This is a genomic window from Cohnella lupini (genome assembly GCF_003386205.1).
GTDB classification, from domain to species: Bacteria; Bacillota; Bacilli; order Paenibacillales; family Paenibacillaceae; genus Cohnella; species Cohnella lupini.
This window is the reverse complement of record NZ_QRDY01000018.1, coordinates 36,137-50,302: the sequence shown is the minus strand read 5'-3', so window position 1 is coordinate 50,302 and position 14,166 is coordinate 36,137. Positions and strand designations below refer to the sequence as shown.

9 protein-coding genes and 2 pseudogenes are annotated in these 14,166 nt (G+C 48.8%); 8 read left to right on the top strand and 3 right to left on the bottom strand.

Annotation, left to right across the window (positions count from 1 at the left end; genetic code table 11):
- Window positions 1-19: 19 nt before the first annotated feature.
- Entirely contained in the window at window positions 20-583 is a 564-nt protein-coding gene (locus tag DFP95_RS22110; protein ID WP_115994874.1) for a hypothetical protein, read from the bottom strand.
- 544 nt (window positions 584-1,127) lie between these two features.
- Here DFP95_RS22110 and DFP95_RS29875 point away from each other — a divergent pair.
- The 5 genes and pseudogenes from DFP95_RS29875 to DFP95_RS22095 all read left to right on the top strand — a co-directional run.
- Window positions 1,128-2,039, top strand: a pseudogene (locus DFP95_RS29875) (purple acid phosphatase family protein); the annotation flags it as partial.
- A 1,918-nt stretch (window positions 2,040-3,957) separates the two neighbouring features.
- Window positions 3,958-4,221 (top strand): annotated as a pseudogene (locus DFP95_RS29870) (hypothetical protein); the annotation flags it as partial.
- A gap of 59 nt (window positions 4,222-4,280) precedes the next feature.
- The gene (locus DFP95_RS29865; protein WP_425453315.1) at window positions 4,281-4,838 is read left to right on the top strand and encodes an S-layer homology domain-containing protein; all 558 of its coding nucleotides are present in this window, start codon (window positions 4,281-4,283) and stop codon (window positions 4,836-4,838) included.
- Window positions 4,839-4,954: 116 nt separating this feature from the next.
- A complete protein-coding gene (locus tag DFP95_RS22100; protein WP_115994872.1) occupies window positions 4,955-6,109 on the top strand; it encodes a HupE/UreJ family protein in 1,155 nt (384 codons plus the stop codon).
- 11 nt (window positions 6,110-6,120) lie between these two features.
- The gene (locus DFP95_RS22095) at window positions 6,121-7,272 is read left to right on the top strand and encodes a tetratricopeptide repeat protein (protein WP_115994871.1); all 1,152 of its coding nucleotides are present in this window, start codon (window positions 6,121-6,123) and stop codon (window positions 7,270-7,272) included.
- Window positions 7,273-7,461: 189 nt separating this feature from the next.
- Here the strand turns inward: DFP95_RS22095 and DFP95_RS22090 are convergent, their stop codons facing one another.
- Window positions 7,462-8,979, bottom strand: a complete 1,518-nt coding sequence (locus DFP95_RS22090) for a response regulator (protein ID WP_115994870.1) — start codon at window positions 8,977-8,979, stop codon at window positions 7,462-7,464.
- 20 nt (window positions 8,980-8,999) lie between these two features.
- Window positions 9,000-10,763, bottom strand: coding sequence for a cache domain-containing sensor histidine kinase (locus DFP95_RS22085; RefSeq protein ID WP_181907563.1), 1,764 nt, complete (start codon window positions 10,761-10,763; stop codon window positions 9,000-9,002).
- A gap of 218 nt (window positions 10,764-10,981) precedes the next feature.
- On the opposite strand from DFP95_RS22085, the gene DFP95_RS22080 reads away from it, so the two are divergent.
- The 3 genes from DFP95_RS22080 to DFP95_RS22070 all read left to right on the top strand — a co-directional run bounded on the left by DFP95_RS22080 (window position 10,982) and on the right by DFP95_RS22070 (window position 14,135).
- On the top strand, window positions 10,982-12,334 hold the full coding sequence (locus DFP95_RS22080; protein WP_181907562.1) for an ABC transporter substrate-binding protein: 1,353 nt from the start codon (window positions 10,982-10,984) through the stop codon (window positions 12,332-12,334).
- Window positions 12,335-12,435: 101 nt separating this feature from the next.
- Window positions 12,436-13,308 carry a carbohydrate ABC transporter permease gene (locus DFP95_RS22075; RefSeq protein ID WP_245987852.1) on the top strand — a complete coding sequence of 291 codons (873 nt, stop codon included), beginning with the start codon at window positions 12,436-12,438 and terminating at the stop codon, window positions 13,306-13,308.
- On the top strand, window positions 13,305-14,135 hold the full coding sequence (locus DFP95_RS22070; RefSeq protein ID WP_115994867.1) for a carbohydrate ABC transporter permease: 831 nt from the start codon (window positions 13,305-13,307) through the stop codon (window positions 14,133-14,135). Before DFP95_RS22075 ends, DFP95_RS22070 begins: the two co-directional genes overlap by 4 nt.
- Window positions 14,136-14,166: the final 31 nt, after the last annotated feature.

Genomic DNA, 14,166 nt, shown 5'->3' with positions numbered 1-14,166 from the left:
TACTAAACCGTGTTTAAAATCAGACCATTTTTAGTTTCGCTAACCCGAACCCTAACACGAATCCGATCAGCAAGCAGATCCAGAATAACGTAACCAATAATGCAACGATCGAGCTAGCTGCAGATCCTGGAACAAGATTATGTCGAAATCGGCGCAATAGGAATGCTGCTCCGATTCCCAAAGGGAGCGGATAAAGCGCGACGAATTCTTTAAATTCCATCATGATCGAATGCAACGGAGGGTTATAGTACATCAGCCATTCCTGGGGACCGTCCGGGGCCCGGTAAGCGATGTATAGCCAGTTTCCGAATATGATCGTGAGTAGCACCAAGAGATTTGTGAGCCATAGCATCAATTCGAGTTTGGTAGCGGCTCCCTTCTTGCCGCGAAGCATGGGATAAACCAGATGGATCGTTTGACAGCTTAAGATGACGGTGATGGTTGCGCCCAACCCGTGTAGAATAGCCATCAGCTTATGGTTGCTGACTCCTAGGGCATTAAACAAGGGGATGGACAAAAATAAGAGGGCGGCTACGCTCGCTTGCGTGATCGCAAACTCTTTTGCAGTAAAGAAGGTTTTCATCGGCTGATCTATCACTCTCTCTCGGGAATACTTGTTGGTATTTGTCGCATCACACTAATTCTAAAAGGAAATGTATCGAGAATGTCATCGAGAAATCATGGCATTGTTAATTTGGAATGTGAATTTACTCAGAATGATTTCCTTATTGCGTTTTTTTACTTTTTCTTAACTTTCGCTATTGACTAATAGATTTCAGTTCATCAGGATTTGCGATTCTATGTTGTAAAAAATGTAATATATAAATTTTTACATAGTAATATAAAAGTTTTTACATATAAAATACACTTCTTTTGAAAGTAAGATGTATAGTTTCCTTTGGATCAATTTAGTCAGGGAATGTCTTCTGACCGAATCTATTCCATGTTACGAGAGGAAAGAAAGAATAGGAGCAAATCAGCCGAGGCAAAAGAAATATGCCGCCCGCCTTGGTCAATGCGATGAAGGGGGGCAAAGACAAGAAAAATTTCATAGTATCGTCTGAGTGTTGCAAAGGAACGGTTTTCTGAGATTCTAACTACTAATCCAATAAGACAAGAGGGAAAACATGAAAAATATAAGTAAATGGTGGAAAAGCTTGCTGGTTCTAAGTATTCTTGTTGCTCTCTTCAACGTAGCCGTGTTCCGTACGTCGGCTGCCAGCAACATTCTGAAAGGTCCGTACTTGTTGTTTAATGGCGGGAATACTTCCATGTCCGTTCTTTGGCAGACAAGCGCGAACGACTCGAACGTAATTCGCTGGGGTACCGATAAATCGTATGGGATGGGAGAAGAGACCGTTCCCGTGAACCGCGATGACAGGCAGCACCGGTTCGACATCACAGGGTTGCAGCCGGGAACCTTATACTACTATCAAGTAGACGATCAAAGCGGTTCTTTCCGTACCGCGCCGGCCGATAACGCTACATCCGTAAAGTTTCTCTCTTATGGAGATAGCCGGACGAACCCGTCCAATCAGGACAAGGTAGCAACCAGAGCGCGCTTGGATTATCAAGCCGACCCGGACTACCAGACTATTCTTTTGAACAGCGGGGATTTTGCCGCGCAGGATACCGAGAGCGACTGGACTTCGCAATACTTCGTCGACGGGACTACCTATCCCGAGATGCATGCTTTCCAGGCTGAGGTTCCCATGGTTGGCGCAAGGGGCAACCATGAGAATACAGGTTCGGTCTACAATAAGTACTATCCTTACCCTTACGTGGCCGACAACTACTGGTCCTTCGATTACGGTCCGGTCCACATTGCAATCGTTGACGAGTACGCACCTTTTGCCAAGGATACCGCTCAGTACAAATGGTTGGAAAACGACCTGGCAACCTCCACCAAACCGTGGAAGATCGTTCAGGGCCATCAACCGGGATGGGGCGCCGGTACTCATGCGAACAACACCGATGTCCAAAGCAGCATCCACCCGCTCCTGCAGAAGTACGGGGTACAGATGTACTTAAACGGACACAACCATAACTACGCGCGTGCAGAAGTCGATGGTATCGAATACGTAACTGCCGGCGGCGGCGGCGCTCCCTTGTATACCCCGAATCCTAATGCCGAGAATATCGTTACGACGGACATGTCTTACCACCTTGCCGAGTTTGATATTGAGGGCGAAACGCTCACTATGACCGCCCGTAGAGCAGACGGCACGGTCATTGAGACAATAAATATTAACCAGAAGCTACCCGATATATCCAAGTTAACACTAGCTGCAGATGGAGATACTTTACAAACGGATTCTCCTCAAAGCAGCGTGAAGCTCGGATTGACGGCTGTCGACAGCCAAGATGCCCCTGTGGATCTCACGGATGTTAACGTGAAATATAAAACGGATAAGCCGGACATTCTTTCCATTGCGGAAGACGGCACGGTGACCATCAAGAACAAACCTGTATTCAATGAATCCGTCAAGGTTTGGGCGCAGTTCCTTAACGTTAAGAGTAATGAATTGACTTTAAAAGTCCAAAATCCGGATGGGCTGGCGGAAGCAAAATTAACGTCGGATAGCGATTCGCTTAACGCTGGCTCTCAAGCTAAGCTAAGTTTATCGTTGAAAGACAATTTGCAAGCGGACATCGACCCGACCGGAGCCGATGTCGTATATAGGACGAGCAATGATGACGTATTGGCTATTTCTGCTGACGGGATTGTAACCGTGCGGAATCAAACGCCTCGCGTTACGAACGTAAGCATTTGGGCGGAAGCTACCGTTCAAGGAAGAACGGTCGAAAGCAATAAGGTATCCATCATTGTCGGCGTTACATCAGGCGGGGCTTCTCATGAGATCATAGCGCCAATCAAAGGCGTATACGACACTACCGAAGAACATGCAGACGGGACATTGGATCTTGGTAGTCCCCACCTGGAAATTGTAAATAACCAGCAGATCATACTCAGATTTGATAAACTGGCCCTTCCTAAAGGAGCTAAGATTCTTGATGCCTATGTTCAGTTTTCCGCTGCCGATCCCACTGCAAACGTTGACCCGTTTGATGTGAATATTTATGCGGAAGCAATTGCAAATTCACTTCTGGAAGATCCGGGTGATGTTTCATCACGTGTTAAGACGAATGATTTTGTAAACTGGAAGGATGCGCCGGCGTGGACAGTAGAACATGAAGCCGGTCCAGCTCAGCAAACGCCTAACGTTGCATCTTTGGTCCAAGAAATTGTAAATATGGAGGGGTGGAAGGAAGGGAATGCTTTGAGCTTCATTCTAACCGGTCAGGGCTCCAGATCCGCCGAGTCCTTCTATGGTGCAGGCTCCCACGCAGACCAGATTCCACAACTTCATGTCATTTACTCAAATCCGGAATCAGTTCCGACTGATCCGGGCGATGGCGAAGGAACAAATGAGATCGTAGCGCCTATCAAGAACGCTATGGACGATATGGAAGAGCTTGAAGACGGGTCGATGGATTCTGGTAGTTCCGACCTGGAAATCGTAATGGAAGACAACACACAGCAGATCGGACTCAGATTCGCTGATCTGGCCATTCCTAAAGGGGCCACAGTTCAAGATGCCTATATTCAGTTTTCCGTCGACGAACCCGACAAGAACTTGGATCCGTTTGATGTGAATATTTATGCGGAAGATGTATCTAATTCGGCATCGGTTGCAAATGTTACTTACAATATCTCATCCCGTGTGAAAACGGCTAGTTCTATTAACTGGAAAGATGTACCTTTGTGGACAGTAGAACATGAAGCAGGTCCAAACCAGCAAACGCCGAATCTTGCATCATTGGTACAGGGAATCATTAATAAGGGTGAATGGAATGAAGGGAATGCCATGACCTTCATTCTAAACGGGCAAGGCACTAGAACCGCTGAGGCCTTTGAAGGCGCAGGTTCTCACGCAGACCAAATTCCACAACTCCATGTCACTTATACCGTTCCAGCGAATCCAGGTAACGGCGGCGGAACACCGACGAATCCAGATAACGGAGGCGGAAATACGAATCCGGACAACGGAGGCGGAAATACGAACCCGGATAACGGAGGCGGAAATACGAATCCGGATAACGGAGGCGGAAATACGAATCCGGACAACGGAGGCGGAAATACGAATCCGGACAACGGAGGCGGAAATACGAATCCGGACAACGGAGGCGGAAATACGAATCCAAGTAACGGAAGCGGAACGACGAACCCAGGTAACGGAAGCGGAACAACGAATCCGGGCAACGGCGGCAATCCGGTCATCCCGGCAATTCCGTTCAAGGACGTCGACTCGCATTACGATTGGGCGAAGGACGCGATCGCGGTTCTGGCCGATCAAGGCATCATCAACGGAACTTCGGCCACTAGCTTTGAGCCGAGCAATCGCATTACGCGCGCCGACTTTATGATGATGCTCGTTCGCATGCTGGATCTAAATGCAGACGTCACATCCAACTTCAGCGACGTGAGCGCTAACGCGTACTACTATAAAGCGCTTGGCATCGTCAAAACGCTTGGCATCGCAAACGGCGCAGGCGGTAACAAATTCAATCCGGGCGAGTTCATTTCTCGTCAGGATATGATGGTGCTCATGAGCCGGGCGATGGACGTGACCGGCAAGCTGGACCTTAGCGGCACGCCGTCCGACTTGAGCGGGTTCAAGGACAAGGCGAAACTAGCGCCTTACGCGAACGACGCCGCGGCTAAAATGGTGAAAGCGGGAATTGTTCAAGGCAGCGGTTCGGCGCTGAACCCAACGGGCCAGGTGACAAGAGCGGAAACCGCGGTAATGATTTATCGTCTATACTTGATGCTGTAGAACGGTAAAAGCTTAGTTTAGGAAAGGCTCGTACAAAGCATGACAAATAGGCGGTCGCATGAGATTTATTATCATGCGACCGCTTAATTACTAACGGAAGAATAGAGGACAGCATCATGTCTAAACAATGGTTCATAAGATTAGCATCCATGTTCCTAATTGCCGTATTTTTATTAAAAGCTAGCCCTGTTTCCGCTCACGAAATGAATTTAGGGGGATCCAAATGGGCCATTGAAAAGGATCGCATCGTATTCACGATTGATCTCGGATACCAACTGTTCCCGCAAATCGAAGGAATAAAGGATCTCGGTTACGATCTTGAACATCTTTCCGATGAACAGCTCGGCACTATAATAACGGACGTTATTCAACCTTACATTAACGAGAAGCTGTCGGTGTCCGTCAATGAAAGTCTATACCCGGTCAAGGTTGATAGAATAGAGCGCGACAGGGAAATATGGAACATTTGGTTGGAAATCAACGATATTAGCTTTGACCAGCAAGACAACAAGGTTAAGATTGATTACCATCTCTTATTTAATGAAACTAAGAACGACCACATCAATGTCGGCACTATCTATTTCACGAATGCCGATGACGAGTCGTTGCAGGAGACCTTCAACTATACCCAACCGAATCTATATAATACATTCACACCTAGTAACACCACGTGGGAATTCTCGATGAAATCCAAGCCTCCAAGCGTATGGTCTAAAATATACGACTTTATCGTTCTTGGAATCGAACACATCTTGAGCGGATTCGATCATATCGCGTTCTTGGTCGCCCTCATCGTAATAGGATTAACGACAAGAGAAGCTTTAAAAATTATCACGGCATTTACCGTAGCGCATAGCATTACTTTGCTTTTATCGGCTTTGCAGGTAGTCACTCTGAACTCCAGATTTGTCGAGAGCATGATTGCCTTATCTATCTGTTACGTCGCTATAGAGAATATATGGAAAAAACAAGCCAAATATCGCTGGATCGTCACCTTCGCCTTCGGGTTGATGCACGGATTCGGATTCGCCAGCGTTCTTCAAGATTACGTGAAGGGGAAATCAGATCTTGTCCTCTCGGTCGTATCCTTTAACGTAGGCGTAGAAGTGGGACAACTGATGATCTTCTTGGTTCTGCTGCCCGTCCTCTATTTGCTGAAGAAGAAAATACCCGCCAGGCAAGTCACGATCGGGGTATCCGCGGTCATCTTTATTCTTGGCTTGGGCTGGCTGATCGGAAGAGTATTCGACATGCAATTGCTTCCGTTCTAGAAGGGGAAACTATGAAAAAAAATCATTCGGCACCTTTGTTTGTTTCCATTGCGATTGCTTTCCTTCTTTTGTTTGTTAGTTCGAATAGTTGTATGGCACAAGATGATCCCCGAGATCTCGAACAGGATTACATCAAAAGAGCAAGCGATCTTCTTGTCGATAAAAACTATGAACAGGCTGCAAGGGTATTAGAGGAATTATTGGCCAAACAACCGGACTTGAATAATGAAACGATCTATAAGCAGCTGACCTATATTTATGATGATTACTTGTTTAACTTTGAAGAGGCATTGTCTCTATATGAAAAATATCTTGTTCGATTTCCTAAAGGAAAATTCGTAGATAGCTTTCGCGAAAGAGTTGCGTATTTAAAAGATCGGCGCTCTGAATGGCAAGCTTTACGCGATTTTAGAAAAATCATGTTAGAAGTAGATAAAGATCGAATCCTTGAAAGTTTAAAGGAAGTCGAAGTCATTCTTACAACGAACGAGAATGCATTAATTGCTCCAGAAATGCACCGTTATTTGGCTAATTCTTATTTTGAAACCAAACAATATCAAAAGGCAAGAAAACATATGGAGGAGTACGTGAAGAGTTTTGACAAAACCGGCATATCCAATGCCGACAAAGCTCTAACCCTCGATTTGTATTCCGATATCCTGATTAGGGTGCATCGTTTCGACATGGCGTTAAAGGCTCAAGATCAAATCAAAAGGCTTGGAAATCAGGAAGAGAACGGGCCTATTGAAACGAAAAAAATATCGATTAAAGAGCAACGGACCATGTGGAACGGATTTAGGCTTTCCTTCTTCTATTTCATAGCGGTAATGATATTGTTAATTCCCATCAAGTTTTGGCGGCATTTCGCATGGCATGAATTTAAACAACTCGTAAAACCTATCCTGCTCCTCGCCCTATTATTACTAGGCCCCGTTTTGTTCCTGAATCGTATTGGAGGGCAGGAGATTAAACTTACGTTTTTTCTATACCTGTGGGGCTTGTCGGTTCTTTCGCTGGTAATCATTAAGCTTCTTGCGCCTCTATCACTAAGAGTAGGCAGAACGGCTTATATTTCAATAAGTTTAATTCATATGGCTGCCGCCAGTTTCATGACCTATTACTTGACCGTGTACACACCGATGTTGATTTTCTTTCAACGATAAGGATGGAATTTCAATGAATGTAAATATGGATCCATTAAGTAGCTTAAATATGATCTTATTAGGAGGCTCGGCAGCTGCAGCCATTTTAATAATCACCATTTATGCCTTTATTTTCTCGAAGAAGGGATGAAAAACGCTTCCGTGTTACTGGATCCCAATAGACTGTAGGAGTTACATTATAGACCTGGTTTAAAGCGGTTCGTCCGGGGCTTTAATCTTTTTTTTGTATTCGCTGGGACTGCACCCGCTGTATTGTTTGAACACCTTGCAGAAATAATGCTGATCGCCGAACCCGAGCGCGTCGGCGATGTCTTTGATTAATAGTCTTTCGTTGTTCGCGAGCAGCTTTTGGGCATGTTTCATTTGCAATTGCCTGTAGTATTCGACTGGCGTCAATCCAGTGAATTTCTTGACGATCCGGATGATGTACGAAGGAGAATAGGCCAACTCGCGGCATAAATCCTGCAGGCCGACCGGCTTGGCGAGATTGGCTCTGCAGTAAGCTTCGATCGCGTCAAACGTCTCTTTGGAGGAGAGGCGGCCGTGTAAACCGTCATCGAATATCGGGATGAAAATATCGGACAGCCGCTGATTCAATTCGGCGTGCGTACTGCTTTTGTACACGGCTTCATCGAGCAGTCCGTCCGAGGGGAGCAGGTCATGCGATTCCCGATGAAGGGCTGATCTTAACGCTTCGACAAGATCTCTAAGCGTCGTTCTGATTTGCGGGACCGCGATGGCATGCCGTTCGCATTCGTTCATCCATGCCGCAAGCTCGGAGCTGAAATTGTCCTTTTGCCCTTGTTTGATAAGGGAAGTCAGCCTAAGTCTGTAGTTTTCGTCCGTTTCGCGAAGCCGCCGTCCGAGCACCGGCGTCTCCTCGGCAGAGAATACCCCCGACCCGGAAAGGGATACATTCTCGTCAAGAATCGCGCTTAAAGCGCCATAGAGTGCTTTTATTTTGGAAGGATCGCTCTGCAGGGCAGTAAAGATTCCGTTCGCGCGGGAATTCTCGCTTCTTAAAGCCCGGATCAAACGATCGAACCGGATATCCGGCTCTATCGCATCCCGGGCATCGCTCCAGCCTATAATGATGGCCTTCTCGGAATCGGCCGGCGTGTCTGCGACGCGGCATGCCGCCTCCGGAAAGATTCGCCGGCAAACGCCTAGCAGTTGGTTTTTGTCCCATGAATATCCGCCGGTTCTCAGATAACCGCTGCGAAGAACCAACAGAACGTAATAAGGGCCGGGAAGCGGATGCTTATTCTCGTCCGAAGCCATGTAGGGATTAATTAACCTGGTGAATGCTTCCTGTTCATCGTTTTCCCGCTCGCCTTCCAATTCGAAAATCGTTTTTTGCAATGTCGCGTTCAATTCTTTGGAGTCGAGGGGCTTGAGCAGATACTCGCATACGCTAAGCTTGATCGCTTGGCGGGCGTATTCGAAGTCGTCGAAGCCGCTCAGCAGAAAGTAACGGACTTCCGGTCGGATTTCCTTGGCCAGCCGGATAAACGTCAGTCCGTCCATTCTGGGCATCCGGATGTCGGTGAACACGATATCGACGGGATTGCTCTTCAGCATCTCTAGCGCCTCGGCGCCGTTAAAGGCGGTATGAGTCACGAGCAGTCGATTGTCCGCGGACTCGATCTGAACCTTAATATTGCGAAGAATCGGCTTACTGTCTTCGACGATCATCACTTTATACACCGTTCGTGCCCCCTTCGCGTTCAAGTCATGCTCTCGTCAGCCCCTCGTATCGATACGCTTAAGCCTTCCTTCCCGTTGTCCAGCGCGATGCGAAGAGTATTCGGATACAACATCCTGAGACGCATTACCGTGTTCAATATGCCCATTCCCCCGATGCCGGACGGCTGCTCGAACGTTCCGGACAATAGGATTTCGGCGATTTGCCGCTCCAATAGAAGTTTGCGTTCCTCGGCGATTCCGGCTCCGTTGTCCCGGATGACGATTTCCCAACCGAACCGGTCCCCAGAACAATCTATCGATACCTTCCATGGCGGATTTATATTCCCGAACGCATGCTGAATCGCGTTTTCGACGAAGGGCTGAATGGTGAGCCTAGGCAATTCGACGATATACGCCGTGTCCCGGACGTCTATGGCGAAATCCACGAAATCCTCGTATTTGCACTGGATCAGCGATAAATAATTCATCGTATATTGAATTTCCTCTTCCAGCTTCACCGGCCGCCAAGGCGAATCCGCCAAGTAGCGCAGCATGTCGGACAGCTTTTTGCACATTGCGATGACGTCCTCGTGCCGCCGTTCTTGCGCCGAAATACTGATTAAGTATAGAATGTTGTGGATAAAATGCGGAGCCATCTGCGATTGCAACGCGGAGAAACGGGCCTTGGATTCTTTCTCGCGCGACTGAAGCTCCAGCTTCATGGACTGCTTGAGACGTTCCATCATCTGCTGGAAGGCATCGTTCAGCATGTTCATTTCGTTGCTCGGCGATTTGCGGTTCATGAAAAGCTGGAAATTGTCGAAATCCACTTTAAGAATGCCGGAGCGGAGTTTGCGAATCGGCGCCGTCATGCGCAGGCTGATCGTATAGATCGCGCTAACCGATAAAGACAATATGGTTAATACGAGCAGTAACGTTGTATTTTGAAGCGTATACAAAGACTTGAAAACGGATTCATCGGAATGTTTGATAACGGTCGTTAATCCTGAAGTCTCGGAATAGCGAGCCGTATAGTAGTAATTGCCGTGAACGAATCCATTGCCGTCCGCCGCGATCGCCCTCTCGAGAAGATTCATCACGCTTGGTTCAATTCGCAGAGGCGGATAGATGACCCGACGGTCGGAATCGAAGATGAATGCTTCCCCGTCTTTGCCAAGATTGGCGATCTGGGCAATGCGCGAGTAATCCTGCTGCACCTCGATATATCCGAGCACATCGCCCGAAATTTCGGCGAAGGGACGAATGCTGCTGATCGACGGCGGAGCGTTCCCATCAGTTCGGTTCTCGTTGCGGATATAGAGGACGCTGGACGATTCCAGCTTTTTCCTGTATGCCGGACTGTTGTATACCTTCTCGAAATTAGATTCGAGCAGCAAGGGTCCGTATGAAAACTTGAAACGGTTCTTGCGTCCGAAGATATAAACCTTAGACGTATTGAAATCCGAAGAATTGATTAAATAGGAGGAGTAGCTTTCGAAGCTGCGATCGAAAAACAATGTTTCGTATTGAGTAAGCTCGTGGGTAAGCTTGTCCAACTGCCGCATGTCGTCCATCAGATTACGGTTAGCGACCGAGTTGCGGGACAATTGGCTCAAGTCGTTGAAGTAAAGATCGACCTGCTGGGCGATTTTGGCGTTAAGCTGCTCGGAATTGGCGATCATCGCTTTCTCGTAAGCGCGGAGCACGTAGGAATTGATAAACCAGTAGACTCCGAGGATGATCAGGGCTATAACGAAGGAGAACACAAGCATGAAACCGATATGAACCTTGATACGGTTAAACATGGTTGTCGCAACTCCCCCCTCTGCCGTGCATACAGCATAGCTTACATTCCCCATTCCATCAATATGCTTGTTAACCTGGGCAGATAGCGGACAATTGGGCGGTTCAAAATATTACACATGAAGTGTGCAATTGCTTACATGGCACAGAAAAGCAGGGATGCGTTAAGATAAACCCTGTCAGTGATTGCGCTTACAAAAACATGCGAAGGGGATTACGTATGGGATACTTGAGGCAAAAAAGCATTCTGCTCGCGGCTACGGTCGCGTTCGTCGCCGTTATGGCGGGATGCGGCGGAGGCAACGCGGGTAATGGCAGCGAATTGAAGGGGCAACAGGAGCAGAGCTCCGGCTCCGTCGCTCCTGCGAAGGAAAGCGTGACAATTACGATGGAGGTCGGCCAAGCGCTTAAGGAAGTAGCGCCGCATGCTTTCAGCCAGGCGAATATCGACGAGTTCGAGAAGCAGACGAACGTCAAAGTCAAAGTCATCATCGATCCGGATAATCAGGTGAAGAACGTGTTGCAGACCAAGCTTTCGACGAGCGAGACGCCGGACATCGTCGTATTCAACAAGGTGTCGGGCGAGAACGAGCTGAACACCGCGAATTACATGCTGGACTTGAGCGGGGAACCTTGGGTTCGGCGACTAACCAATCCGGATGCGCTGAAAGCTCCGGATGGCAACATCTACGGCTTCGTCATGCAAAGCCCGCTTGACGCGCAAGCGATCGTGTATAACAAAGCGATATTCCAGGAGCTCGGCCTGTCCGTTCCGACCAGCTACGACGAGTTCCTCGCCGTATGCGAGAAGATCAAGCAAGCCGGAATCGCGCCGATTTTCGCTCCGTTCAAAGACCGTTGGACGTTCCAGATTTGGACGGCGGGTCCATTCGGTTACGTCGCAACCAAGGAGAAGCCTTCGCTTTGGGCGGATATCAACGCAGGGACGACAAAATTCTCCGAAGTTCCGGAATTCGAGGAAATTCTGACCAAGGGCTTGCAACTGGTCGAACGCGGCTATATCAGCCCATCCGCGTTGTCCGATGATTATAACATGGCACCGGACGCGTTCATGAAGAAGAAGGCGGCGATGATGATCATGGGCGACTGGTTCGTCTCCGATATGAAGGTAAAGGATCCGTCGATCGAGCTCGGCTTGTTCCCGGTCCCCGCGTTCAACGGCAAGGACCTGATGATCTCTCAATCGCAGATCACCGGAATGCTCCATATCCCCAAGGCGGCCAAGTATCCGGAGGAAGCGAAGATGTTCCTCGATTTCCTGTCGCAGAAAGAACAGATGGACCGCGCGCAGTCGGATCAACCGTTCATGCCTTCGGTGAACGATGCTTCCGCGCCGTCGCTCACTCCGCTTCAGCAGGAGATTTACGATACGTATATTAAAACGAATAAAGCAGTCGTCGAAATGAACGCTTTCATGAAAGTCGATCTAACCGAGCTATGGAAATATTACCAGGACATGATCGCCGGAGGCAAAACGCCGAAGCAGGTTCTGGAAGCTTGGGACGAGAAATTCGCCGAATTGATGAGCGCCGCCAATCAACCTGGATTTTAAGCAGGGCGATCGCCCGAGCGGGATCCGCCAAGTGCCGAACACGGGGGCCGGCGGATCTCGTCGTCCCGGGCGGGTAGATCAAACGGAAAGGGGAACGTCCATTGAGAAAGAGCGCCAGCTTGTATTCCTATCGGCTTGTCATTCCGGCGCTGGTGATGTACGGCCTGGTCTTCATCTACCCGACGATTACCGGCTTCTATTACTCGTTCACGGATTGGTCACCGATAAACGGCATTCTGAAGTTCAGCGGGTTGGATAACTTCAAATATATTTTCAACAACGATGCCCTGCTGCTCGCCATCCGCAACACGATAGTCTACGCGGCGATATGCATCGTGCTCAAGAACGTATTCGGTCTGCTTCTCGCAGTCGCGCTTAATACGGCGATTCGGAGCAGAAACTGGCTTCGCGCCGTGTTCTTTGCGCCGTCGATCGTTTCTTCGATCGTGATCGGCCTCGTCTTCATCCCGATATTGCAGCCCGAAGGCTTGCTGAACGAGTTCGCTTCGTTTATCGGCTTGGGGGCGCTTCGGCAATATTGGCTGTCGGATACGAGCATCGTAATCTTCACGATCGCGGCGGTATCGATTTGGCAGTGGACCGGCTATCATATGGCGATATATCTGGCGGGCTTGCAGTCGATATCGAACGATTTCTACGAGGCGTCTACGATCGACGGCGCCAATGCTTGGCAACGATTTCGTTTTATGACGATTCCTCTGCTGTCGGCCTCTATCAACATTAACGTTATGCTTAGCCTGGTCGGCGGATTGCGAGTCTTCGGAGAAGTGTATTCCTTGACGAACGGCGGGCCAGGCAATGCCTCGCAGGTGCTGTCCACTTCCGTGTTCGTCTTGTTCGGGGAAGGCCGCTGGGGATTGGGAACTGCCCTGAACACCTTACTGTTCCTGATTGTTTCCGTCGCGGCGATTCCGTTGCTGCGCAAGATGAGGAAACAGGAGGTGGAGGCATGAGTCTTATTCGCAAACGCGCTCCGCTCCTGCTGCTCGAGGCGGTGATGCTTCTGCTTTCGCTAACGGTGATCGTACCGTTCTTGATTATGATATTCGGCTCGCTGAAGACCGGTCTGGAAGCGACCGCCTTCGACTTGACCTTGCCAGTAAAGTGGATGTGGCAAAACTACAAACAGGCAATCGTGGAGGGCGATATGGTCCGGTCGTTCGTGAACGGCGCGGTGATCACTTGCGCCGCCGTCGCCTTGAATATCGTGACGACTTCGATGGCCGCCTTCATTATCGCTAGGAAGAACACCCGGCTCTCCGGGTTCCTCTATTACTTTTTCTTCATCGGCATGATAGCGCCGATGCAGCTTATTCCTACGATCCGGCTGTTTCAATCGATCGAGCTGTATGGAACGTATTTGAGCGTAATACTGATCTATTGCTCCATCAACATGGCGTTCAGCATTTTCTTGTATACAGGATTCATTCGGACGACGATCCCGCAGGCGCTGGACGAGGCCGCGGTACTGGAAGGCGCGTCGCTTGTCCGATTGTTTTTCGGCGTCGTGTTCCCTCTGCTCAAGCCGATCAATCTTACGATTCTGATCATCGTGTTCATGAATATATGGAACGACATTAACATCCCGCTGTTCTTCTTGAGCGATCCGGACAAATGGACTTTGCCGCTATCCGTCTATCAATTTTTCGGCATGTTCAGCGGAAGCAGCTGGAATCTCGTCTTCGCCAATCTGGTGCTTACGGCGTTGCCGATCATCGTGCTATATTTGTTCTGCCAACGGTATATCGTCTCCGGCTTGACCGCCGGCGCCGTGAAATAAGTAGAAATAAACAATGGAGAAGGAGAAATCG

Coding starts and splice junctions, on each gene's coding strand:
- DFP95_RS22110 (WP_115994874.1), bottom strand. CDS start 583: ATGAAAACCTTCTTTACTGCAAAAGAGTTTGCGATCACGCAAGCGAGC.
- DFP95_RS22080 (WP_181907562.1), top strand. CDS start 10,982: ATGGGATACTTGAGGCAAAAAAGCATTCTGCTCGCGGCTACGGTCGCG.
- DFP95_RS22085 (WP_181907563.1), bottom strand. CDS start 10,763: ATGTTTAACCGTATCAAGGTTCATATCGGTTTCATGCTTGTGTTCTCC.
- DFP95_RS22070 (WP_115994867.1), top strand. CDS start 13,305: ATGAGTCTTATTCGCAAACGCGCTCCGCTCCTGCTGCTCGAGGCGGTG.
- DFP95_RS22095 (WP_115994871.1), top strand. CDS start 6,121: ATGAAAAAAAATCATTCGGCACCTTTGTTTGTTTCCATTGCGATTGCT.
- DFP95_RS22100 (WP_115994872.1), top strand. CDS start 4,955: ATGTCTAAACAATGGTTCATAAGATTAGCATCCATGTTCCTAATTGCC.